Raw genomic sequence first — 26200 nt, 5'->3', positions numbered from 1 at the left:
TAGACGGAGGCTTTGTAGTGCGCAAACCTCCATCAGGAGGTTTTTTTATGTGTGAGGAAACATGTCAGATAATCCGCTATTACCTATTCGTGAGAAAATCACTGCTTTAGACAAAAATTTGCTCGAAATGTTAGCAGAACGTCAATCGTTAACTAACCAAGTTGCAGCGACAAAGATCGCTGAAGGGATCGATGTTAGGGATCCTAAAAGAGAAGAACAATTACTTATAAGTTTGATCAAAACCGGTCAAAAATTTGGTTTGGATCCGCACTACGTCACAAAATTATTTCATGTGATCATTGAAGATTCCGTTTTGAATCAACAAGCATTGTTATCCGCCAAGGCGAACCCTGATTTAGCCACACCATTAAACCGTGTTGCCTTTTTGGGGAGCAAAGGTTCATATAGCTACTTAGCAACACAAAAATACTTCTCACGCCGCTCCGGTGAATTGTTAGAAATTGGTTGTGACAGCTTTGCAGAAATCATCGAAACCGTAGAATCCAATCAAGCTGATTATGCGGTATTGCCGATTGAGAATACCTCGTCCGGTAGTATTAACGAAGTATATGACCAACTTCAACATACCCGATTAAGTATCGTGGGTGAGTTAACCCACCCTGTTCAGCATTGTTTATTGGTCGCTACTGATACCAAATTAGAGGATATTCGTACTCTTTATGCCCACCCTCAAGTGTTCGCACAATGTAGTCACTTTTTGGGTAAACTGTCTGATATAGAAGTGATTCCAGCTGACAGCACATCAGCAGCCATGTTGAAAGTCAATGAACTAAATCGTCCTGACGTAGCGGCAATGGGTTCAGAAGCAGGCGGTAAACTGTACGGCTTATCGGTGATTGAATCGAACCTTGCCAATCAAAAAGAAAACCATTCACGCTTTATTGTGGTAGCACAAAATGCGGTCACAGTTCCCTTACAAATACCAGCAAAAACAACGTTAGTCATGGCCACGACCCAAGCGCCAGGCGCATTGGTAGATGCACTGATGGTGTTAAAAGAGAATGGCGTCAACATGACAAAGTTAGAATCCCGTCCTATCAACGGCAACCCTTGGGAAGAAATGTTTTATTTAGATATTGAGGGCAACTTACAAGATGGCAAGATGCAACAAGCGATCGAGCAGTTAAAGGCCACAACACGCTTTTGTAAAGTCTTGGGATGTTACCCATCTGAAGATATAAAGCACACCGCGGTTTCTGCAGTAGCAGCCTTAACTGATTAACCACTAAATCGTTAATCATAAGCTCAAAAAAAACCCCGAAGGTTTTGTCTAACTTTCGGGGTTTTTTATAAGCGAAGTATCAACTATCTTAGCGACGTAGGCCTAGACGTTTGATTAAATCTTGATATGCTTCAAGGTTACGACCTTTCAAGTAATCTAGTAATTTACGACGCTGGCTAACCATACGTAATAAACCACGACGTGAATGGTGGTCTTTCTTGTGCTCTTTAAAGTGACCTTGAAGCTTGTTAATGTTGTGCGTTAACAAAGCAACTTGTACTTGAGAAGAACCTGAATCGCCTTCTTTAGTCGCATATTCAGCAATGATTGCTGCTGTTTCTTGAGTACTTAGTGACATAATTATCTCCAAAAAATTAAATGTAAACATAGCCAATCACTAATTCAGCTATGTCGAAGAATGGCGCATTATACGGATATCTAACTTAAATTCAAGGCAATAAGCATATTTCTACAGGATATTTACCCCAAATTTAGTCAATACAACTTAGTCAATCATGTCCGAGTACACCACCAGTCGTTTCGGCTGTAACATACCATCAGTGCCCATCTCACAGACGCCGAGTAGACACTTATTGGGTCCATATACTTTCACTTGCTCACCTACCGAGAAATCGCCATTTGCAGAGATAGCCATACCGTGTTTGAGTGCTTGCATTTGCTCTTCAGTAGCGACATTCGAAGCTAAGGCATACAACGGTGTATCAATGGGGAGTAACAAAGCATCAATATGTGTAAAGCGCTCGTCTTGATATTTATCGACATACGCTTGCAGCTCAGCAAAAGGTAGCATTTTTTCACTCGGATAACCTGCCACTTGGCTACGATGTAATTTACTGACAAATGCACCACATCCTAAATCTTGACCGATATCATCGACCAAAGAACGAATATAAGTCCCTTTTGAAACATGTACTGTCATATCAACTTCGACATTATTGTTTGTGCCAATACCACGAATAGCATCAACCGATAAAGCAAATACTTCTATATCACGTGCCGGACGCTCAATGGTAATACCTTGCCGGGCATACCAATACAAAGGCTTACCTTCGTGCTTTAATGCTGAAAACATCGATGGGACTTGTTTACTTTTACCTAGATAGGCTAAACAAGCATGCTGAATCTCATCGGCTGACACCGTCACTGGCTTTTCTTCAACCACTTCGCCTGCTGCGTCAGAAGTATCGGTGCGCACACCTAAAGTCGCGGTGACTTCGTATGTTTTATCCGCATCTAACAAAAACTGTGAAAATTTAGTGGCTTCACCTAAGCAGATCGGCAACATACCGGATGCTAAAGGGTCCAAGGCACCAGTATGGCCAGCTTTACTCGCGCCATAGATAGCTCGAACCCATTGCAAGACCCGATTAGACGACTCACCCAATGGTTTATCAAGTAAGAAAACACCTGATATATCACGACCTTTCCGTCTTCTACCCATGGTTATTTATCTAACTCTGGGGTGTCTGTAGCATCGCTATCACCGTCTGAACCAGCCTTGGCATCTTCATCGCGGATCACTTGTGTTACCAAGTTAGAAATACGCATACCTTCGGTAATCGAGCTATCCAAAATGAACTTTAATGCAGGTGTATTACGCATCCGCACACGACGCGATAACAACCCTCTCACATAACTTTTGCCTTCTTCAAGAATAGCCATAGTTTCTTTGATTTTAGCTGGGTCCATTTCTAACAGCGTGACATATACTTTGGCGTGTGCCAAATCACGAGAAATCTCAACACCAGATACAGTAACAAAGCCAAGTTCTGGCGCTTGGTGTTTTAAGTCGTGATCGATAATGTTCGCTATTTCTTTGTGAACTTGTTGTGAAACTCTATCAGTACGAGAAAATTCACGTGCCATATTATTATTCCTCAAAATAGAAACGGAGGCATACCGCCTCCGTTGCAATAGATTGTAAAAGTGAAATTAAAGTTCGCGTGCAACTTCTACGGTTTCAAATACTTCGATTTGATCACCCACTTTTACATCGTTGTAGTTTTTAACGCCGATACCACACTCGATACCTTTCTTAACTTCCATAACGTCATCTTTGAAACGACGTAAAGATTCTAGTTCACCTTCATAGATAACTACGTTCTCACGTAAAACACGAATAGGACTGTTACGCTTGATGACACCTTCAGTCACCATTGAACCGGCAATCGCGCCAATTTTTGGTGACTTAAATACATCACGTACTTCAGCTAGACCGATAATTTCTTGTCTAAACTCTGGTGCTAACATACCACTCATAGCGGCTTTAACTTCATCAATTAGATGATAAATAACAGAGTAATAACGTAAATCAATTTCATCTGCTTCGATAACACGACGTGCAGATGCATCAGCACGAACGTTGAAGCCAACGACAATAGCGCTTGATGCTGCGGCTAAGCTTGCATCAGTTTCGGTAATACCACCGACACCTGAACCAACAATATTGACTTTAACTTCATCAGTAGATAGCTTGATTAATGATTCAGAGATAGCCTCTACTGAACCTTGAACGTCAGCCTTCAGAACCACATTTAGCTCAGATACATCACCAGCTTCCATGTTCGCAAACATGTTTTCTAGTTTCGCTTTTTGTTGTTTAGCCAGTTTTAACTCACGTTGTTTAATCGAACGCTTGCTAGCTACTTCACGTGCTTTACGTTCGTCTTTAACGACAAGCGCATCTTCACCTGCAACTGGAACACCTGATAAACCTAATACTTCAACAGGAGTAGATGGTCCGGCAATTTTTACTTCTTTACCATTCTCATCACGCATCGCTCGAACACGACCGTATTCTAAGCCACATAATAAGATGTCACCGGCTTTGATTTCACCTTCTTGGACCAATACCGAAGCCACTGGACCACGGCCTTTGTCTAAACGAGATTCAATCACTAGGCCTCGTGCAGGTCCAGTTGGTACTGCCTGTAAATCGAGTACTTCAGCTTGTAAATTAATGGCTTCTAATAATTCATCAATCCCCAGACCGGTCTTGGCTGAAACATTAACAAACTGGTGCTCACCGCCCCACTCTTCAGAAATAACTTCGAGTTGAGAAAGTTCAGTTTTAACACGATCAGGATCCGCAGATTCTTTATCCATTTTGTTGACGGCAACAATCAAAGGAACACCTGCAGCACGACTGTGCTGAACCGCTTCTTTGGTTTGTGGCATCACACCATCATCCGCAGCAACAACGATAATAACAATATCAGTCGCTGTAGCACCACGGGCACGCATTGCAGTAAACGCGGCGTGTCCTGGGGTATCTAAGAAAGTGATTTTACCATTTTCTGTTTCAACAGAATAAGCACCGATGTGCTGTGTAATACCACCAGCTTCACCATCAGCAACTTTTGCACGACGGATATAATCAAGTAATGATGTTTTACCGTGGTCAACGTGACCCATAATGGTAACAACAGGTGCGCGTGAGGCTTTCTCACCATCACTCGTATCTGCGATTAATTCATCTTCTAGAGCATTATCATTAACGAGTTCAAATTTATGGCCCATTTCTTCAACAACTAAAACCGCTGTATCTTGGTCTAAAACTTGGTTAATTGTAGCCATCTCACCCATTTTCATCATGGTTTTGATAACTTCATTGGCTTTAATCGCTAGTTTACTAGCAAGTTCGCCTACAGTGATCGTCTCACCTAATTTAACAACGCGTTCTACCGGTGCAGCTGGCTTATTGAAGCCTTGCTTCAAACCATCCGCCGCTTTCTTGTTACGCTTGCGACGACGTGAACCACGTTGTTCGATTTGTGCATCTTCTTGATCTTCAGCTTCTTGAGCATAGCGGTTAGAATGCACGTGAACTTCTTCTGCTTCTTGAGCTTTACGACGTTCTTCTTCTTCTTTCCAACGACGTTCGTTTTCCACAGCAAGTTTACGCGCAGCCTCAGCTGCTTTTTTCGCATCTTCTTCAAGTTTGCGTTGCGCTTCTTCTTCTTGTTTCTTACGCAAGCGCTCTTCTTCTTTACGTGCAGCTTCTTGTGCTGCTTTTTCTTCAGCAGTCATTTGCGGTTCGTTTTTACGACGCTCTTCTGCCTCTTTCTTGGCTTGTTCTGCTCGTGCAGCAGCTTCTTGGGCAACTTTACGTTTTGCTTCTTCCGCTTCACGTGCTTTTGCTTCAGCTAGTGCTTTTGCTTCTTGAGCTGCTTTTTGTTCAGCTTCAAGTTTGGCCTGTTCAGCAGCTTGACGTGCTGCTTCTTCGGCAGCTAAACGTTGCTCTTCTTCAGGGCTACGCTTAACGAAAGTCCGTTTTTTACGCACTTCAACTTTAACGTTTTTCGATTTACCAACACTCAATGTGCTAGTAGTCTTGCGTTTTAGCGTCATTTTCTGCGGCGCTACTTCACCTGAATTACCATGCGCTTTACTTAAATGATCTAACAACTGTTTCTTTTCACCTTCGGTAACATTGTCACCAGGCTTTTTATCTAAGCCAGCATCTTTAAATTGCTGCACTAAACGGTCCAATGGTGTTTTAATATCACTGGCGAGTTTTTCTATTGACACTTCTGACATTAACCTCTCCTATCCTGTACTGCTAATTACTCTTCGCTAAACCATTTGATATTACGTGCAGCCATTATAAAATCGCCTGCAGTTTTTTCATCAAGTTCTTCGATATCAGCAATATCATCAGTACCTTGTTCGGCTAACTCTTCTAGATCAGTCACGCCACGTTTTGCTAAAGCAATTGCAATTTCTTGCGTCATGCCTTCTAGATTTAACAGTTCTTCTTTTGGCTCAAAAGATTCTTCGTTAGCCAATGCTTTTGTTGTTAGATAATCACGTGCACGATTACGTAGTTCTTCTACGATATCTTCGTCTAATCCTTCAACATCTAATAATTCGTTTACTGGTACATAAGCAATCTCTTCAAGATTACTAAAACCTTCATCCGCTAATAATGTCGCGAAATCTGCATCAATATCTAATGCTTCAACAAATAAATCTACCACTTGAGAATTTTCGGCTAATTGTTTAGCTTCTAAATCTTCAACCGTCATTACATTTAATTCCCAACCAGTCAACTGACTAGCAAGGCGAACGTTTTGGCCTGATTTACCGATAGCTTGTGCTAAGTTATCTGGTTCAACCGCTACATCCATTGTCATAGTATCTTCGTCAGCAACAATGCGTGCTACCTCTGCAGGTGCCATTGCATTAATCACAAATTGTGGCGCTTCTTCATCCCACAATACGATATCAACTCGCTCACCACCTAACTCACTGGAAACCGCTTGGACACGTGAACCACGCATCCCGACACACGCACCAACAGGATCTAAGCGTTTATCATTTGTCTTAACAGCAATTTTAGCACGTGAGCCAGGATCACGAGCTGCCGATTTAATCTCTAATGTTTCTTCTGCAATCTCAGGCACTTCCAAACGGAATAATTCAGTAATCATGTCAGGGTTTGTACGTGAGATAAATAACTGAGCGCCACGCGCTTCTGGACGTATTACATATAATAGACCACGTACACGGTCACCTGGGCGGAAAGTTTCACGTGGTAACATGTCATCACGGTAAATCACACCTTCAGCATTGTTACCTAAGTCAATTAATATACTGTCACGGTTAACTTTTTTCACCGTACCGGTCACTAACTCACCGACTTTATCTTCATACTCTGCAATCATTTGTGCACGTTCTGCTTCACGTACTTTTTGGAAGATAACTTGTTTAGCCGTTTGTGTTGTGATTCTGTCAAATGCAATTGAATCGATTTGATCTTCGACGTAGTCGCCTAACTGAATATCTGGCTCATCAATTTGTGCCGCTGACAATGTCATTTCTGCGTATGGATTCTCTTGCTCTTGATCGTCTGCAATAACCAACCAACGGCGGAAAGTATCAAATTCACCAGTATCGCGGTCAATCGCGATACGAACTTCAATCTCACCTTCATTTTTCTTTTTAGTAGCGGTTGCAATTGCGAATTCCAAAGCTTCAAAGATACTCTCTTTGGGTACCATTTTTTCATTAGATACCGCTTCTGCAACTAATAAGATTTCTTTACTCATAATGCATAATTCCCGTTGATTGTGGCCCTAGTCAAAGGTGGGCACAACGTTACCTTTTTCAATGTTTAAAATAGCTAGTGTGAATACTTCATTATCCACCTCGACAACAATATTGTCATCGTCACAGCTGATTAATTTACCTTTAAAGTTTCTTCTATCACCCATTGGCATGCGCAGTTTAACTGCTACCACTTCATTCACTACTGCTGCGTAATGGGCCGCCTTAAATAATGGACGATCCATACCTGGTGATGATACTTCTAAATTATATTCTGTAGAGATAGGATCTTCTACATCGAGTATCGCACTCGCTTGCAATGATACTTCTGCGCAGTGATCAACTGAAATACCATCAGGATGATCTATAAATAAACGCAAAATAGAATGTTTTCCAGCGCGTACAAACTCTACACCGACCATCTCAAAGCCTAGAGACTCTGCTGCTGGCGTTAACATTTCAGTTAATGTTTGTTCAAGTTTTGACAAATCTTTACTCCAGAAATAAAAAAAGGGCCTGTAGCCCATTTTTCATATCACAAAAACGAAAAAAGCCCCTTTCAAGCAGGGGCTTTTGAAACTAATTGGACCCTAGTCCACTATATTATATGATTTACATGAAACTATCTCATAACACACAATAATAGGTATGTGGTTGCGGAGGCAGGATTTGAACCTACGACCTTCGGGTTATGAGCCCGACGAGCTACCAGACTGCTCCACTCCGCGCTTGAAACTGGTTTAAGAGGATGTCCTCTCAAGTGGTGCGTATTATACATGCCATACCTTTGTGTGCAACCGTTATTCGCAAATTAAATAATATAAATGTACTGACTGCTTAATTTATAACACAATCGTACAAAAAATCTGATAAATGCTGATTAAAACATCAAGTAAGTCATATCTAACAACGTAATACGCAACGTTTTTACCTGTACGTCTTGATATGGTTCTTATCTAAAATGTGGAATCGCTTTTATAAAGCCAGATACCTATGGCTTATTTAAACATTTCCATCTTATTTGCGAGTTTAAAGTCTAGTTCGCTGATCCCACCCACATCATGGGTGACGAGTTCCACTTTGACTTTGTTGTATATATTAGACCATTCTGGATGATGGTTCATTTTTTCAGCCCAAATAGCAATTTGCCCCATCCAACCAAAAGCGCGAATAAATGATTTAAATATAAATGTTTTACAAAGTTTACCGTCCTTAACTTGCCAATGCTCAATGTCAGGAATTGAGGTATTGAGTTCAAGCAACGCAGCTTGTATTTGCGTCGTAGAATATTTTTCAGCCATGTGTGATTCCAGTTTTTCATTCATTGTATTTATACGCCAATTTGGTCTAAGGAGAAAGTAAGTGCTTGGTAAAATAATTTCATATCAGCAACTGCTGTAACAAAAACTCTACTGTTGTTTTTTATATCCGCTTTACAATATTGAACATTAGTGCTGAATGCATTTACTGTTTTCTATTTATTGGGGATTTTTTTCTTTTCTATTAATCTAATCTATATTATGTTACGTAATCCATAACCATAACTAATAATAATTCATCCATCTTTGGCATGGATACATCGGATACTTATGAACCTACACAGAATTGATTTGAATTTGTTTGCCGTTTTCGACGCGATTTATACGGCGGGAAGCTTAACTAAAGCAGCAGATGTTTTATGTATCACACAACCTGCGGTGAGTAATTCTTTGTCACGTTTACGTGATCTGCTAAATGATCCTCTGTTTGTCCGAACTGGGCATACCATGACACCTACTCCCGTAGCGCAAAATATTATTGTTCCTGCCAGAGAAGCTTTGGAGTTACTCCGTAAAAGTGTTCAGGCTAGCCATATATTTGATCCTTTAATTGCCAAAAAACAATTTAACTTTGCTAGTCGTGATTTACTGGAAGCCAGTATCATTCCCCGACTACTCACCCAACTAGAAAATCAAGCACCGAATATCACGCTCACCAACTTTGAGATTGGGTATAACAAAATTGTCTCAGAAATGGCCAATGGACATTTAGATTTTTTTGCTGATGCAACGACCTTTAGTGACCCACATCTATCCAAGCATAAAATCGCTAATGACCGATACGTGGTAGTGGCCAAAAAGAACCATCCAGAATTGCGTCAAGGTTTGTCGATGGAGACTTTCCTACAGCTGGACCATATCAATGTGTCACAAAACCCACAGGCACAAGGTTTAATTGATATTGAGTTAGACAAACTCGGACATAAGAGGCGAATTAAATTCCGTTCTCAACATTTTTTAACTGTCCCCAGTGCGCTGGTAAAAACAGATATGATTGCTTGTTTGCCTTATCATTTAGCAAAACATTACGATGTTGCTATTTTTGAACTGCCATTCAAAGTACCTCCTCTAGAGTACTTTTTGTATTGGCATATATCCATGGAAGATGATCATGCGCACCGCTGGATGCGTGAACAAATCATGGCAATTGCGCATACCTACCAGTCACATGACGCACGTATGCAAGAGGCTGTTTGATTTAAACTATTGATAATTGTTGATAACCAGAAAGCTATGCTTTTCACTCAAACTCCATTGCCAACATTGGGCGCTTGTTCACTAAAACGCTTTTTTCTGCACCGCAATTTTCTGTAGCGAAATATTGCGGCGCCCAATGTCTTTAGGAGAATTAAACTAGTTACTTATACCTTGAAGAGTGTGGCATCCATTGCCATCAAGTTATTTGCACCTGACCGTATCGCCGCAATATGCGAACGGGTTCTGGTGAGTAAACGATCAAAATAAAATTGTGCAGTGTGCAATTTTGCTTCATAGAAATCTTTGTTACCACTACCTTCATCTAATTTCTCTTGCGCTTTCACAGCAATCTGTAACCACATATATCCCACCATAATATAGCCAGAGTACATGAGGTAATCGACGGCTGCTGCACCCAACTCGTCTGGATTTTTTGCTGCTGCTTGACCAATCTCAGCTGTAACCTGCTGCCATTCGTCACAATGTGAAACGATGTCGTTGGCCATTGCACTAAATTGGGTGTGTCCACGTACTTCGGCACAATATCCATGAATTTCTTGCAGCATGATTTTCAACAACTCGCCATTTGACCCCATGATTTTTCTGGCTAACAAATCAATAGCTTGAATGCCCGTTGTGCCCTCATACATCGTTGATATTCGCGTGTCTCGGGCTAATTGCTCCATGCCCCACTCCGCAATATATCCATGACCACCATAAACTTGCATCCCATGTGATGTCGCCTCCAAAGCCGTTTCCGTTAAGAATGCTTTGACAATCGGGGTCAACAAAGACAACTTGGCATCGGCTAATTGCTTTTCTGGACCATCTTCACCATACATTGTGATATCAACCATTTGCATACATTTTATCGCCAAAGCGCGATTCCCTTCCGCAAATGCTTTTTGGGTCAATAACATACGTCGCACATCGGGATGTACAATAATTGGGTCTGCTGGACCATCTGGATTTTTTGTACCGGTTAATGATCTAAACTGAACACGGTCTTGTGCATAAGCTAATGCTCCTTGAAATGCTGCTTCAGAGGCAGATAAACCTTCGAGACCAGTGCCTATTCGCGCGATATTCATGAAAGTAAACATACAATTTAAACCGCGATTTTCAGGCCCAATAAGTATGCCCGTAGCGCCATCAAAGTTCATTACACAAGTGGCACTGCCTTTGATCCCCATTTTATGTTCAATCGAGCCACACTTAACTGTATTTCTAGCGCCTTTATTGCCGCTTTCATCTACGTGATATTTAGGTACGATAAATAAAGAAATACCTTTGGTACCAGCAGGTGCATCAGGTAATCTAGCAAGTACAATATGAATGATGTTTTCAGACATGTCATGCTCACCAGCTGAAATGAAAATTTTGGTTCCGGTCAAGCTATAAGTCCCATCAGGGTTAGGCTCTGCTTTACATTTCAACATTCCCAAATCTGAACCACAATGCGGCTCGGTTAGACACATGGTTCCAGTCCATTCACCAGAAATTAATTTCGTGAGAAAACGTTGTTTTTGCTCTTCGGTGCCGTGTGCTTTGAGCGTTTCCATACAGCCTGCACTCAAACCTGGATACATCGCCCAAGAGTGATTAGCACCGGAAAACCATTCTGCCATAGCGGTTGCCATAGAGTATGGTAAACCCTGACCGCCATATTCTTCAGGCTGAGCCATAGATGGCCATCCACCTTCTACGTATTGGGCGTATGCTTCTTTAAAACCTTGCGGTGTAGTGACTACGCCATCATTAAAATGACAACCTTCAGCATCGCCATTAGCATTGATGGGTGCTAGGACATTTTCTGCAAATTTTGCAGCTTCGGCATAGATAGCTTCAATAAGATCAGGCGTTGCATCCGCAAATCCCAGTTTCTGATAATGCTTTTCAAACCCAAACAACTCATTCAGCACAAAGAGTGTGTCTTGACTAGGCGCTACATAATTTTGCATATTCATTTCCTAAATCATTAAACGTGTAACAAATTTGAGGCACAAAAAAACCTCACATAGTGGCATACTATGCGAGGCTCTTGAATAAACATACTTTATTGATTTTATGGAGAGTTATTAGGTGTCGTTATAAATATGTTAAGAATTTTTCTCCATAGCTTCGTTGTAATAGCGTTGTCTTAACTGTTTCGCTTCTTCCCTGCTGAGTCCTTTCATCTGTTCACTCAACGCTTTGCGCTCAGCCTTATCAAGATTCTTAAAAAATTCTCTCTGTGCTTTTCTTTGTGCTTTGATCTGAGCTTTTTCAGATTCAGGCAATGCATCAAATGCTTCCTTCTTAGCTTTCATCTGAGCTTTAATTTCAGCTTTTTCCTCTTCACTCAAATTTTCAAACTTTTTCCGACGTTCTTTCAACCTTCTTTTTTCATCTTCTGGAAGGGCTTTAAATCGTTTTGCGCGTTTTTTAAATTCAGCTCTTTCTTCGTCTGACATCTCAGCTAGTTTAGCCATTCGCTGTTTGGCTTTCTGCCTTTTTTCAGGAGACATTTCTGCCCAGCGATCTGCTTTTCGAATAAGTGTTAATTGTTCCGTTTCAGGAATATCAGGCCAGGTGTATTCATACTCAGCCAATGCTTTTTGCTGCTTCTTATTTAGAGAAGTCCATTCGACGGCAGATACCGATAGCGTTAGTAGACTTAAACTCATTCCTAATAAGGTTGTTTTTAATAAACGGTAATGACTTTGCTTGGTATTTTTCATAATACTGTACTCTTTGTTGGTCTAAATATTTTATAGTGGCTCATTTAATAGCGTTTCATATAAATCTAAATCTTCAATCACTAATAAGTCTTCTTCACTCGTCGTGATGACTACTTCTAATAAAGTGGGTGATGACAAAAAAGGCAATGCTGGTACTGGCACATTGTCGTTAGTTTGTAGTTGGGGTAAAAATAAGAAACTAAACAGGACAACAGATGCCAAAGTTCCTGTCGAAAAAGCAAACTTTGGTAAAGACATAGGGCGAAGACCAAGCAAGGTGCATACTTTAGTAAAATATAACGTCACTGCCGGAGTAAACGATGTATTAGTCTGTCTATCGGTAACATTATTTTGGTTTGCTATTTGCTGCATCACATTGCTCGTATTAGCAGACAGTTTCATCTGAATATCTTTGTGTAACGTGGTTGCTTGCTGCCCCAATACTGAACAAAGTTCTGCGTATCCCCGAGGGGTTTGCGGTCTAAATTTTTGGTTAACATTATCGTTCTGGGTACCCATAGATGCACCAGGGGTTGTATGGTCATCGTTAGTCATCTTGCTCACCTAAATAATGTTGAAGTTGTTTTTTTGCTCGGGCGTAATGCTGTTTCACTGTTCCGACACTCACACCTAATACTTCTGCTATATGCTGTTCAGAAAATTCATTAATCGTTTTTAATAAAAATACACTTTGTTGCTTTTCCGGTAACATTTGTATTGTATTAATTAATTTCTTGTAGCCTTGTGCATGCGCTACTGCGTATTCCGTATTCTTGCATTCGTTATCTGTCCACTCACTTTTGTTTAACTCAGCATGAGCGGCAAACAAACTTTCTGCTAACTCAATATTGTGACTATCTGATGTGTCATCGTTGCCTGTTTTCTGCCAAAAAAATAACTTGTTTTGTAGACTTAACCAGCGCTGCTTATCAATCAGTTTGTGGCGTAGCACAGTGAAAAATAATGGCGCCCAATCACTTTCTGCTTTATGTGAATAATGCTTGTAAAATTGCAACATGGTGTCTTGGATAATATCTAGGCTGTCTTGCTCAGACAGTCCACGATACTGACAAAACAGAAAAGCTTTTTGCTGGTTCGCTAAAAAAAAGCTTTCAAGTTTATGTATTTCTGATTTTGTCATTTATCAGTTATCAATTTAGTCAGTGTATTAGTTAGTATAACGAGGGAGAGGAGTAAAAGTTGACATGAATAACAAATAGTTTGTGTATTTCGGGTTTAGTCGGCTTAAGTTTTCTATTTAGGCACTAATACCACTTTACCTTTTACCTGACGAGATGCTACATAACTCAAAGCTGCGTTTGCATCTTGTAAAGTAAAGACCCGGTCAATATGCACTTGGATGGTGCCTTGGGCAAACCACCCCATTAACTCAGCCATGTTTTCTTGAAAACTAGAATAATCATGCTGAGTAAAACTTCCCCAGTACACACCTACAATGGCAATACTTTTAACTAAAGCGAGATTAACTGAAAACTTAGGAATCTCTCCACCGGCAAAACCAATAACGAGAAGCCGGCCACCAAACCCAAGTGCACTTACACATTGATTAAAAATATCCCCTCCGACACATTCATAGACAATGTCAACGCCCTGACCATGTGTGATTGCTTTTGCTTGCTCTTTGATACTTTGAGTAGAAGTATTAATTGTATGATCGGCGCCTTGTGCTTTGGCGAATTCACATTTTTCATCTGTAGAACAAGCGGCAATCACAGTTGCCCCCATCTGTTTTGCAATTTGTACCGCAGCAGTGCCTGTACCACCAGCCGCGCCAGTCACTAAAACAATATCTCCAGCTTGGCACTGTCCACGTTGCTTTAAGGCATGATGAGCTGTCGCATGTGCTGTCATTAGAGCCGCAGCTTGTTGCGCATCAAATGTATCAGGGATTGGCATCACCAGATTACTTGGGACAGCGACATATTCGGCATAACCACCTAGCATGCACCAACCAATCACTTTTGCTCCAGGCTGAAGATGTTTTACTTCAACTCCTACCTCAACCACTGTGCCACACACTTCAGCACCAGGGGTAAATGGAAACGCTGGACGCATTTGGTACAGCCCTTGTACTAAAAGACCATCAGGAAAATTGACTCCAGCAGCTTCGATTTTAATTAATACTTCATGAGGTTTGGCTACAGGTATAGCAACACTTTCGACACTATGAGCATCGATAGGTGCAAACTCTTGACACGTTAACGCCTGCATTGTTGGGACATGATCAATCATTATAATTCCTTAAGAATAAGTCAACATACTAGGTTGTGTGTGTAGATAAGCGACATCATTAAAGCCAGTCAAATAACTTGTATCAGTATTGACCAGAAAACGATGTAAACTGCTATTATAGATTTGTAAGTTAGTCGCAACAGTCTTATCTGCTGTTAAGCCCAAGACGTACCCCAAATACATAGCAATTGCTCCACCAGAGGTACTCACCATAATATGCTTGGCTTCAGGAAAATCTTTTTGCAGTTGAACCACGCCTTTAACAACACGAGTTTGAAAACCAGCATAAGTTTCTGATAAGTCATCTAACTCATCCTTACTCCATGCCTGCATAGCCAGTTTTAGCACCCGATAAAAAGCCGTTCTTGGTGCATCAGACAAAGGTGTTTCATGAGGATTTTTAGCTAAAAAACTATCAACAACTTCTCTAAAAGCAAATTCATTAAATGCTGGGTAAGGTGTGGCATCGGGTTGAATTGGTAATGCTGCAGCAATATTTTGTGCCGTTTGGGTATGGCGTTGCATACCACCTGCCACTAAAACATCAGGACAAATCTGTTGTTCAGCGACTGCTTTTCCCAATGCTAGTGTTTGGGCATGGCCTAGTTCAGAAAGGTTATCGTAATTGACTGCGCCATAAGAGGCTTGCCCATGCCTGACTAAGGTAATTAACTGCATTATGTTCTCTGCTTGTTCTTATATTTTGATCTAATCATCATAACAAAAACAAGCAAAAATACGGATGAAATTCATGATACATCACCATTAGTATCATGAATTTTTGGAGCTATACAAATATTGGGCAGTACAAATATAAACGCGATGTACGTATTTAATTAATGCCCGATTGTTCTGGGTTTATTGCCACCTGCCGGTTTACGTGCTTTGCGACGGCCCTGTAGTTCCATGTTGTATACTTTTTTACTCGCTGGCTTCTTAGGCTTTTTAGGTTTTTTAGGCTTAACAGCTTTTAAAGGTTTTTCTGGCAAAGGTTTACTTAAAGACAAACCTTCAACATGCACGATTGGAATAATTTGTTGAATAAGGTTTTGAATCGCACTGAGCTGTTCTATATCATCAATAGTCACAAACGATAAAGCACTACCACTGGAACCAGCTCGTCCAGTTCGTCCGATACGATGAACATAATCCTCTGGTACATTTGGCAAATCATAATTCACTACGTTTGGTAATTCTGAAATATCAATACCACGAGCAACAATATCCGTAGCGACTAACACCCGTATATCACCTGATTTGAAACCCGCTAATGCTTTATTCCTTGCTCCTTGGCTTTTGTTGCCATGGATAGCTGCCGCTTCCAACCCACGTTCTGATAATTGCTTAACTAGTCTATTGGCACCTGACTTAGTTCGCGTAAATACTAATACTTGCTGCCAATTATTTTCTTTTATAACCGCTGTCAGAAGCTTTGATTTTTTCGACTTCTCAACTTGGATGACTGAGTGTTCGACTGTTTCGGATGCCGTATTTCTGGGGGAAACTGTGATTTCTACAGGGTTATTAACAATCGTACTGGATAGCTTTCTAATGTCATCTGAGAACGTAGCAGAAAATAGTAAGTTTTGTCGTTTGTTGGGCAGAAGTTTGATGATCTTTTTGATGTCATGGATGAAACCCATATCTAACATTCTGTCTGCTTCATCTAAAACGAGCGTTTCTAGTTGTGTAAATTTAACTGCGTTTCGTTCATATAAATCTAATAGGCGTCCAGGCGTAACGATCATAATATCGCAACCTTTGCGTAAAAATTTCATCTGCGGATTAATCGAAACACCACCATAGGCAACCACAGCTTTCAAATCAGTATGTTTCGCATAACCCACCACACTTTCATAAACTTGAGCAGCCAACTCTCTGGTTGGTGTAACAATTAACGCTTTGATATGGTTAGGTTTTGCTTTGGGTCCAGTAGCTGTATGTAACATTTGGGCTAAAGGTAATGTAAAAGCACCTGTTTTACCTGTACCAGTCTGGGCTGCGGCAAGTACATCTGATCCTTTAAGAATCTCTGGGATAGCTTGAGCTTGGATTGGTGTGGGTTCTATATAAGATAACTCATCTAGGGCTTTCTGGATATTCGGGGATAACCCTAGTTCTAAAAATTTCATATGTTCTTCTTGTAGTAAAGCCTTGCGGTATAGCAAGGCGCGTAAACTACAGTATACCAGTTATATGCGCAAGTGTGCAGATTATGCTCCACCAAAAATGCGCTGACTCAAATAGGAATCACGCTTCTGTGACGTAATTAAGGTTTTTTCTAATACTGGTTTATGAGCTGTCAACATAAGATGACTGCGAGCTCTTGTGACACCTGTAAACAATAACTCCTTATGGCACAGTTCGTTATGTTGTTCCGGCAAAACAAGCACGACGTTCGCAAACTCACTGCCTTGAGACTTGTGGACGGTCATAGCATAAACAGGCTCAAAAACAGGTAGTCGATAACGATGAATGACCCTATATTGACCATCATTCACTGGAAAAAAAGCAACGAGTTCGCCTTTATCATTGGGCCAGACAATCCCGACATCTCCATTATTTAGTCGTGTTACATGATCATTCTGCAAAACAATAATCGGTAAACCTTTAAACCAAGGCTCAAGTACTGAGGCTTTTGCATCCAATGTACTTATCACTAGCGAATTAATATCCTCGACACCCAGTTTCCCCCGACGCATGGGCGTTAAGATCTTTAAGTCTTGTAACAAGCTTAATGCTTCACTAATGGTGTTTTGCTGTGCGATTTTAGCAAAATATTGACTCGCCAACTGCTTAATTAACTGTCCTACTGAAGCAGTATAGTCGGAAGCGTGCCATTGTAAGGCCTGATTTTCATTTACCATTTTTTCTAATTCGACAAAGCTAGAAGATATTTTTTCAGCTGAATTATAAGCTTGATGAAATGCTGAGTATTCTCCTGCAAGTATCGCATTTGCCATATCATTGATGTGGTTTAGTGAACGATAGTTTTTGGTCAGGGTAATCACATGGTCATAATCAGGTTTTGATGATTCTGAAATACAGGTACCCGTCAAAGCAGTTAACCAATCAGCGGTAACTTTTGAACGCGATAATGCTGTTTGTTTTGCGATAGTCCCTACCAGATCTTCAAGAACACACCCTACATCTACAGAGGGTAGTTGAGCGCTATCTCCCAACCAAATAACTCGCGCTTTGGGTTTACATGCAAGTAGTAACATTTCAGTCATCCGAAGATCCAGCATAGAAACTTCATCAACCATAATGACATCAAAGGGCAAAGGGTTTTGACGATGGTATTTGGCATGCTTTGAGTGGCCGCCAGTACCAATGAGTCGATGCACAGTAGTTGGCGTTTTGGGGATATGTTGCGCACTCTCTCCTAGTACTGGATGATAGTTAAAAACCTCAAGTGCCGCATCAATTGATTCACCCAGCCGTTGAGCGGCTTTCCCCGTCGGAGCCGCTAAAGCAATTTTTGCCTGTGGTGATAGGAACTTTAAGGCTAACAATACACGTGCTGCAGTGTAAGTTTTACCTGTACCAGGTCCTCCATTGATAATACTAAACATTCTATGGCAAGCGTTCCCTACTGCAAGTGCTTGAGTATTGTTAATGACTCCCTCAGGGAAGAGTAAAGGGAGAATTGTTGTCAATTTATGCAGTACAGCATCGGAATTGCCGGATGATGGTGTACAAGAAACCTGATTTTTTTCTATTAAGAGTTCAGCAATCTTCGTTTCTAAGGATTGATACGAACGCATATAAATCGCATCAAATTCAATAACCAAATGATATGGAGCACTGGCAGTAGTGAGTGCTGATAATGCTTCGTCAAAGTATGGGAGGTTGGCAATTATCACACCCGGATACATTTTTTCTTGCAGTGAACTAATGTCATAGTGGTCACTGTTTTTCGAGAGATTATTCTCCGTATTTATATGCCCTGAAAACCATATATCTTCTTGTAGTCTTGTTAAAGGTAAACAACTATGTCCTCTTGCTAAATGATCATAAACACTAGCAGCAATCACCTCTGCAGTAGGCACATATTCTTCTGGTAAATCAAAAAAACTCACAAAACGATAAGCATTTGCGATCACACCTGGATCGTTTAGGCAGTTTTGTAAATGTGGGTTTACTTGCATTAATGATGTTAATGTCATGCTGTATCCCCTTCTTTGTCTGTGCCGAAAATACGGGTCAAACTAGCTATCTCTTCTTGGGTGATCTGTTTTTGGTATATACCTGACATAGTTGGACCCGAACAAGACATTCCTCGTAAAAAGAAATAATATACGCCGCCGAAATGTTCAGAAAAAGCATAGTTAGGTAGCTTCTGCGATAACATTTGATGCAAGGCCCAAGTGTAAATCAAATATTGAAGATCGTAATCGTGTGCTTCGATGGCTTGCGTCATGGCTTGGGAGTCATACATCTCAAGAGAATCACCTAAATAGTTTGATTTGTAATCTGCAACATAGTATTTCCCGTTATATTCAAATAATAAATCGATAAAACCATGTAACATCCCATTCAATATATGGTCACTCTTCGCAGCAAGCTCTCTACGTCGATGCTCTCCCAAGAGTTTGGCTAAATCAGCAACATTAACTGAAGCTAGAGGGAAATAGAACTCCGGTTCTTTTAATGTATGCGTTAAATCACGTAACGAAAATGTATCGCAAGCGTTATCCTTTGATGGATTCGATACCTGAATTGGACTAGCTAAAATATCTTCAAACCACTCAACCAAGTCTTCTGTTTTTACCTGTTGATTATGCGTATCAGCAAAAATGCTAAGGTGCTCTTCATGCTCAGCCAAATTAAATGGCTGACAAAATTCATGATCTTCTAAGATATTGTGTAATAAGTTCCCTGCATTAGCCCCTTTGGGCAGCGTAAAACGTATTAAATCACTATTTACTCTTTTATTAGGCTGTGCTTTTTCATCTTGTTCACGATCTTTTTCATTGAGGTCGGTGAAGGTATGTTGGCGGGTGATTTTACTAAATGACTGCACTTCCCACTGCATACTTGTGTTGCCTGAAAAAATAGCGCTTTTATACTGTATGGTATGATTTGTCTCCTCTATTTTTTCTTCTTCTATCGCTATTGAATAAGGATGAAAGACAAAGCTATCGGAGTGTAACCCTTGAATTGTCTCTAAACTCGAAAGGATAGATTGAGGTTTATCAGCATGTATGCCTAACGCAGTATAAACGGTTGAACTACAAAACTCCGAAGGTTTACCCAAGCCAATATAACAACGAAATGCAGCTCTCGTTACAGCTACATAAAGTAAGCGTGTTAATTCAGCAAAATCTTGTGTTTGTTGCTGTTTCTCAGCATTTACAGATTTGCCGACTTGAACGATTTGTTGTTTTTTTCCTGAAATGAAGGTTTGGTATTGTAATACCTCTTGCTCTTTTTGATAGGGTGCAAAACCAGCAAAAGGAACAAAAACCACTGGGTATTCCAGTCCTTTAGAGCCATGAATAGTGACAATTTTTATTAATTCATCATCTGAGTCTAAGCGTTGAATATATATGTCGTCATTATTAACCCTCACATCTGCTTCTTGGAGGTGTATTTGTGTCGCTAACCATGAAATCAATGCACCATGTTGCGTCAACGATTTGCTTTGTTCTTGTAAAATATCAGCCAAGTGCAAATAATTGGTTACTTGTCGCTCTCTAGATAACACTGCTTTACGTGACGTGAAACGTTCTTTTAAAACATCTGTTAATAGTGAATAAATACCTGATTTTTGCCACATATTCGCATAATTCACTAAAGCCTCAACATTTTCGTCATATGCTGAACTCATGACATCCTGAAGTGCTGACACTTCAGTCAAAGACAATCCCCATAGTTCAGTGGCACATGCCTGAAGTACTTTTTTGGTATTTCGATAATGTTGTAAGCCATTGAGAAATGCTAGGACTTGTTGGGCTTCCTGGCTAGCAAAGACGCTCTGTTTATTAGATAAATAGACTGACTTTAAACCAGACCTTGCTAAAGCGTTTTGTATTTGTTTAGCTTCAGATTTTCCTCTTACTAAAACAGCAATATCCTTGGGAGCAATTTGCTTTAACTCGTCGTCATCATACTTACTGACTGACTTTAACAAACGAATAATCTCATTCGTCACCCAAATAGACGCTGCATCTTTGTAAGTGTTGTTCCCGGATTTAAATTCTTCATCAAATGTTTCTTCCGGATAGAAAAACTGAATGGGGGGGGTGCCTTCAGACAGCCCTTTTAACTTTGGTTTACCCGGATAAATCCATGGCGCTGAAATATTTTCCCCAAAAATCTCAGCCCGATTTAAGCCCCCTTCATGAGTCTTTTCTGCCGAGGCTTGAATGCGAATATCCTTGGTATTCTCCGTTGTGTGTTCAGCTGTACTTGCTAACGTTCTCTCTGTAGCACATTCCATTGTAGTACTCGATACATCTCTACAAGTAGTTTCATGGTTTTGGTCTGCAGGTGGGAGTTTTGCGATGACCTCTGCAGTCGTTAATACCGATAAGTCGATCCCATAAAATAAAAGATCGTATGCAGTAATCATTGCTTGGGTAGAACGATAGTTTTTTTGCATACTCCATGCATAATCAATATTTTGAGAGGCATTCAGGTATGTAAATATATCTCCCCCTCTAAAACCGTAAATTGCCTGTTTAGGATCACCAATCATCAATAACATATTTGTAGTTTGTCTGGGGTACAATTCAGAAAAAATCGTATATTGATAATTATCGGTATCTTGGAATTCATCAATTAAGGCAACTGGATAGGTATTACGGAGTTGATTGTGTAAGTCTTCAGAACCATGATGAATAGCTTTTGCAAAAAGTCGAACCGTATCATTGTGACCCAGTACATTTGCATGAGTCTTTTTTTCGGCTATTTGTTGTTTTAACTTTAAAATAAGTTCAAATATAAACTCGTTTCGCTCTGCGATTCTGGAGCAATCTCCACCGGCATATTGAGCATGCATCTTCTTCAGTTTTTTAGTAAAGTTCTGATATTGCTCAACAGCATCTTTAATCCTCTGTTTTTCGTCTGGATCATCTGTTAATTTGGGAATATGTATATTGCCACTCAGAACTTTAGAAAGTGCGGGGATCTCAACAGTCAAATCAGGATTATCGTACCAAGCTAATAACGCATCCAAGGCATCCATTGTGGTATAAGCAAATTTCGGCGGTTTGGTTTTGTTCAATGCCTCATTAACCATACTTTGATATCTAAGATAGTACTGATTCAATATGTTGTGTACAGTGCTCACTTCCGGGCTGTCTACCAATTCCTTTAAGCCAGAAGAAAGTTCCTCTTCAAGTTGTTTTTGGTCTGCAAATCGCAGCGGTAATTCACTCGCAATAGCCTGACCATAAGCCTGATAAAATCGTTCAGGAGTATCTACTTTGGCTTCAGTTAAAATCTCAATATTTTGTTGATTTGAGACTAAACGGCGATATTCATCTTGAATGCATTCAAGCTCTAAGTCCAAAGTAGAATTTTCTATATTAAACTCAAAAGGCAAACCTGAAATAAAACTGATACGCGAGAGTTCACGCTGACAAAACGCATTAATGGTATGGATAGGTGCTTCATCTAACAACAACGCAGAACCCGACAACTTTTTTATACCTTGTTGTAAGTACTCAAGCACATCAGCAGAACTGCGACACGGACTCATGTATTGAGTTAGTACATCTTCTTTTAGGTATTGATAGCTTAATTCTGTATCAGTCGGTGACTGAGTGAGCCACTTCTCTTGCTCAGACTCTAAGGCAGATTTAAACTCATTGAGTGTCGCTGCAATTCTATTTTTTAACTCCTGAGTAGCCGCTTTAGTAAAGGTAACCACTAGTATTTGATCAATGGTATACTCTGTTTCAAGCAACAAGCGCATCACAATCCTAGTAATATTAAATGTTTTCCCTGTGCCGGCACTCGCCTCAATTAGATGAACACCAGATAAGTTCATTTGGGTAACCGCAAGTGGTTTTTTGAAGACTTGTGACATCATTATTTCTCCACTAATGCTTTACCAACTAGACTTGGTAGTTGTTTAAAAAGAGATATCCATTCAGATAGAATCTCCTTTTGTGTATCTGGTATGACGTATTCTGAAGAAAAAACAGAATTGAATGCTTTGTCTTTTTCTTCGACAATTAATGTATTGAGTGCTTTCGTATACAAAGCATCAATCTCTGCATTAGTTGGGGGAATAAACTCTGTTTTCTTGGCGGCACCATCAATGGCCTTGAATATTGCTTGATGGTCTAGAATGAGACCACAATTAATCCCGCTCATATATAGCGCTATGGTTTTTTGTAAAATGAGCACTGCAAAATCTGGATCAATATCCTCTGGTGTGAGTGTCAATCTCACTGATAAGTCTTTGGCCACTTCTTTTTCTTTATCCCAAAACACATCAAAAAATTGAGCTTGGCTATTTATTCCCTGTTCCAGCTCTAGCACCGACAAACAATGACTCAACAAATAATATAATCTACTGTGGCCATCTGGGCGATGACGTCGCTCAAAATACAGTTCATTTTGTGCGTTAAATGGCAAATTATCACTCAGTAATATTGTGGTACCCTCAAAATCTAGTTTTACTTCGACAAAACGCATCTCAGTCGTCTCAGAGACAAAGCGACTAGGTATCTCAAGAAGAGAAAAACCTTGTAAAATCTTGTTGTACTTTTGATTTGGTGGAATATCACCACTACTAACAAAGTGGGTGATACACTCTTCTCCGACTTGTGACAAGTCACTATCACCGGCTTGTATACCTCTATTAATCAAAGTTTGTCGTAGTTTATACGTCACTAAATTACTTAATAAGAATGGTTCAACATCACTATGCATATCTGAATATTTATCAACTTTAAAACCCAGATTAAATTCAACAAAGTAATTAACGGGGTCTTTTATGAATTTTACTATATCTTGAATTGATAGAAATTCAGGTATGGTATGCGTAAAAATATTATTGGACGGAGTGGATTCTCTAGTTTGTAAGTCTAACCATGGTGTCGCAAAAGAAATCGGATTCTTCTCATCGAACAAAGCTAAATTAAATGGTTGTAATTTATGCTCTTGGACTTGTTTTTTTAGACCGTAAGTTTTTTCTAGAAATGTTAAGAGTTCAAACACAACTAAACTTGGTTCACGAACTTGATTAGTATATTGATCATGCCCTTGATAACTAATATATAGTGCTTGTCGTGCTGAAACTATAGCTTCTAAAAACAAGTATCTATCTTCATGCTTGCGTGATCGATCCCCTAAAATTGCGGGGCTATAGTGCATCAAATCAATACTAGATCGCTGTGTGACGCGAGGGAAAACACCATCATTTAGTCCCAACATACAAATGACTTTGAAAGGAACAGAACGCATCGGCACCATAGAACTAAAAGTAACCTGGCCCGTATTAAATTGATTCAATGCATCTGGAATACTGAACTTGTTATTGAGTTCCTCTTTGATAATAGACAAAGAGAGTGGAGAGCTATATTGTGCAGCGGATATTGCTTGGATAACCGTACCAATGCCCTTAACAAGGGTCAGATAAGAGTGTTCATTTCGACTAAATTCATCAAACAATAAGGGTAAAAGCTGAGTTTTAAGGTACTCAGACCAAGCAATTGCAGTCCGAGGCTTGGTCAATTCTTCTCGAATATCTTGCAGAGCCATCAAGAAGTGCTGTAAACGACCAAGTACTGACCAGCCGTGACCGTCGACTAAAGATAACCAAGCTAGAGATTCATCTAAATCTTCTGGAGCACTCATACTGCCTTTGAATATGCGTTCAATCCCCCACAACCAAGTATATACAGCATCCTGACTTTGCCCTAACAACTCACTTTTATGGGCGGCATCAAACCCCCAGTAAATATTCGCTGCGGTAACCCACTCACTAATCTGCTCAACATCAGAAGGTGTTAACTTGAGAGACTTTTGGATGACAGGAAGACGCAGATAATCGAGTAAATGATTAGCCACCATACGATTATCAGGAAGATCCAGTAAATCCAAAAACATCGCTATCATTGGATCGGCATCTAGAGGTGCCCGATCCGCAATGGAACAAACAATTCTTGGGTTATCCGAGCTAGTTGGTGCAAACGGTCTGCGAAAGACACTATCGACAAATGGCGCGTAATCCTCTACCGCTGGGCACAAGACAATAATATCATGCGGTTTAAGCTCAGGATCTGCTTGCATAAGTCCCAATAAATAGTCATGCAGTACTTGCACTTCTCGAATAACAGAATGACAACTGTGAATCGAAATACTTTGATCATTGGGTAGGATAGGAATATCCGGTTTACTCAGCTCTAACATACCTTGTTGTACACTGTGCAACAGTGATATGTGTTGTTCTGATGGAGTATCATCTTGAGTAAATTCAACATTCGAAAAGGCAGCACCAAATAACGCAGACTCTGTTATGTCTTGAATTTCAGCACTTTGGAATTGATTAAACAAACTGCGACCTTGCTGGCCTAAGTTAGCTAATAAGGCATTTGTTGAGTGTTCGTCTTGTAGCGAGATAATCGATTTGCTGATCGCTGATTTTGCTCTAGCGCGGTCAGATTGTAAGTCTCCCCAAAACTCCATACATGGATTAATCTGAAAAAAATAGATATCGATTTTTTGTGCTATGCATTGAAAAAACTCTAGCTGCTTGGGAGTCAACGCATTGACAGCAAAAATAAAAAGTTGTCCTGGTAACTGATTTACTGTGCTATCTAGACTTTGCATTGCCTCGTTGATCAAAGCGACTGGTACTTGTCCATTTTCTTTAACCAAGAGCGACCAAATATACTGCTGCCAAGTTTGTAAGTGCTCGGGTAAATCATCTTCAAGGCTTCCTTGGGACCATTTTGCAATCCATTCAGGACGAAACTGGATATACTGCTCATACACATCTGCGAGTTCTTTTGCCAATGCATATTTGGCATCGGTAACATGTTTCGCATTTTGCCAGTAAGCCACTGCAGCGGTCATTTCCGCACGAGAACATATGTGTTCATCATTGAGTAACTCTAAAATACGCCAAACTAAAATCTCACGCTTATACATAGATTCTTTAGGGATGGCTTGTTCCCCCAAAATCGTTCGACATAGATTATAAATAGCTCTGGAAAGAAGCGGGAACTCTATATTTATCGCTATACCACCGGCCCGAGCTAAAGACAGACTCACATAATGCTTCATCCCTTGGCTTTCAACAATGATGGTAGCAGGAGTAAAAGGATCTGCTCCACTGGCTTTGTGCTCTTCATTAAGAATAGCTTGAAGCATTGTAATCAGGTGTTCTTGTCGATTCGACGGAATAAGATGGAACATACAGGAGCATCCTTTTACAC

General features: G+C 40.3%; 19 protein-coding genes and 1 tRNA gene. 2 read left to right on the top strand and 18 right to left on the bottom strand.

All coding sequences use genetic code 11. The annotated features are described in order from the left end of the window. Positions 1-61 precede the first annotated feature (61 nt). A complete protein-coding gene (gene pheA, locus NLF92_RS03940; RefSeq protein WP_254099127.1) occupies positions 62-1243 on the top strand; it encodes a prephenate dehydratase in 1182 nt (393 codons plus the stop codon). An 88-nt stretch (positions 1244-1331) separates the two neighbouring features. On the opposite strand, the gene rpsO is transcribed toward pheA, so the two are convergent. The 8 genes from rpsO to NLF92_RS03900 form a co-directional block, all read right to left on the bottom strand. Next, positions 1332-1601, bottom strand: coding sequence for a 30S ribosomal protein S15 (gene rpsO / locus NLF92_RS03935; protein ID WP_254099126.1), 270 nt, complete (start codon positions 1599-1601; stop codon positions 1332-1334). Between the two features lie 147 nt (positions 1602-1748). After that, on the bottom strand, positions 1749-2705 hold the full coding sequence (gene truB / locus NLF92_RS03930) for a tRNA pseudouridine(55) synthase TruB (RefSeq protein WP_254099124.1): 957 nt from the start codon (positions 2703-2705) through the stop codon (positions 1749-1751). 2 nt (positions 2706-2707) lie between these two features. Then, positions 2708-3130: a 30S ribosome-binding factor RbfA gene (gene rbfA, locus NLF92_RS03925; RefSeq protein WP_254099122.1), complete on the bottom strand. Its 423-nt coding sequence runs from the start codon at positions 3128-3130 to the stop codon at positions 2708-2710. 66 nt (positions 3131-3196) lie between these two features. Then, positions 3197-5803 (bottom strand): translation initiation factor IF-2, encoded by a 2607-nt coding sequence (gene infB / locus NLF92_RS03920; RefSeq protein ID WP_254099120.1) that lies wholly within the window; start codon positions 5801-5803, stop codon positions 3197-3199. A 26-nt stretch (positions 5804-5829) separates the two neighbouring features. Continuing rightward, entirely contained in the window at positions 5830-7314 is a 1485-nt protein-coding gene (nusA, locus tag NLF92_RS03915; protein WP_254099118.1) for a transcription termination factor NusA, read from the bottom strand. Positions 7315-7341: 27 nt separating this feature from the next. Continuing rightward, complete coding sequence (gene rimP, locus NLF92_RS03910; protein ID WP_254099107.1) at positions 7342-7800, bottom strand: ribosome maturation factor RimP; 459 nt, start codon at positions 7798-7800, stop codon at positions 7342-7344. 163 nt (positions 7801-7963) lie between these two features. Beyond that, positions 7964-8040 (bottom strand) — tRNA-Met (locus NLF92_RS03905). A 270-nt stretch (positions 8041-8310) separates the two neighbouring features. After that, a complete protein-coding gene (locus NLF92_RS03900) occupies positions 8311-8613 on the bottom strand; it encodes a 4a-hydroxytetrahydrobiopterin dehydratase (protein ID WP_254099105.1) in 303 nt (100 codons plus the stop codon). A 288-nt stretch (positions 8614-8901) separates the two neighbouring features. Here NLF92_RS03900 and NLF92_RS03895 point away from each other — a divergent pair, with 288 nt between their 5' ends. Beyond that, on the top strand, positions 8902-9828 hold the full coding sequence (locus NLF92_RS03895) for a LysR family transcriptional regulator (protein ID WP_254099103.1): 927 nt from the start codon (positions 8902-8904) through the stop codon (positions 9826-9828). 164 nt (positions 9829-9992) lie between these two features. Here NLF92_RS03895 and NLF92_RS03890 read toward each other — a convergent pair whose 3' ends face one another. The 10 genes from NLF92_RS03890 to recC form a co-directional block, all read right to left on the bottom strand. Next, positions 9993-11789, bottom strand: a complete 1797-nt coding sequence (locus tag NLF92_RS03890; protein WP_254099101.1) for an acyl-CoA dehydrogenase C-terminal domain-containing protein — start codon at positions 11787-11789, stop codon at positions 9993-9995. A gap of 138 nt (positions 11790-11927) precedes the next feature. After that, positions 11928-12548: a DUF3106 domain-containing protein gene (locus NLF92_RS03885; protein WP_254099099.1), complete on the bottom strand. Its 621-nt coding sequence runs from the start codon at positions 12546-12548 to the stop codon at positions 11928-11930. Positions 12549-12578: 30 nt separating this feature from the next. After that, positions 12579-13103 (bottom strand): hypothetical protein, encoded by a 525-nt coding sequence (locus NLF92_RS03880; RefSeq protein WP_254099097.1) that lies wholly within the window; start codon positions 13101-13103, stop codon positions 12579-12581. Then, positions 13096-13689, bottom strand: a complete 594-nt coding sequence (locus NLF92_RS03875) for a sigma-70 family RNA polymerase sigma factor (protein ID WP_254099095.1) — start codon at positions 13687-13689, stop codon at positions 13096-13098. The genes NLF92_RS03880 and NLF92_RS03875 overlap by 8 nt, the downstream gene beginning before the upstream one ends. 113 nt (positions 13690-13802) lie before the next feature. Further along, on the bottom strand, positions 13803-14780 hold the full coding sequence (locus NLF92_RS03870; RefSeq protein WP_254099181.1) for an NADPH:quinone oxidoreductase family protein: 978 nt from the start codon (positions 14778-14780) through the stop codon (positions 13803-13805). A gap of 30 nt (positions 14781-14810) precedes the next feature. After that, positions 14811-15479 carry a histidine phosphatase family protein gene (locus NLF92_RS03865; protein WP_254099093.1) on the bottom strand — a complete coding sequence of 223 codons (669 nt, stop codon included), beginning with the start codon at positions 15477-15479 and terminating at the stop codon, positions 14811-14813. 158 nt (positions 15480-15637) lie between these two features. Next, the gene (locus tag NLF92_RS03860; protein WP_254099091.1) at positions 15638-16933 is read right to left on the bottom strand and encodes a DEAD/DEAH box helicase; all 1296 of its coding nucleotides are present in this window, start codon (positions 16931-16933) and stop codon (positions 15638-15640) included. 81 nt (positions 16934-17014) lie between these two features. Beyond that, positions 17015-18970 (bottom strand): exodeoxyribonuclease V subunit alpha, encoded by a 1956-nt coding sequence (recD, locus tag NLF92_RS03855; protein WP_254099089.1) that lies wholly within the window; start codon positions 18968-18970, stop codon positions 17015-17017. Further along, the gene (locus NLF92_RS03850; protein ID WP_254099087.1) at positions 18967-22842 is read right to left on the bottom strand and encodes a UvrD-helicase domain-containing protein; all 3876 of its coding nucleotides are present in this window, start codon (positions 22840-22842) and stop codon (positions 18967-18969) included. The genes recD and NLF92_RS03850 overlap by 4 nt, the downstream gene beginning before the upstream one ends. After that, positions 22842-26180: an exodeoxyribonuclease V subunit gamma gene (gene recC / locus NLF92_RS03845; RefSeq protein WP_254099085.1), complete on the bottom strand. Its 3339-nt coding sequence runs from the start codon at positions 26178-26180 to the stop codon at positions 22842-22844. Before recC ends, NLF92_RS03850 begins: the two co-directional genes overlap by 1 nt. Between the last annotated feature and the right edge of the window lie 20 nt (positions 26181-26200).

Origin of the sequence: Opacimonas viscosa (assembly GCF_024199005.1) — a bacterium.
GTDB lineage: Bacteria > Pseudomonadota > Gammaproteobacteria > Enterobacterales > Alteromonadaceae > Opacimonas > Opacimonas viscosa.
This window is presented reverse-complemented; position numbering and strand designations above follow the sequence as displayed.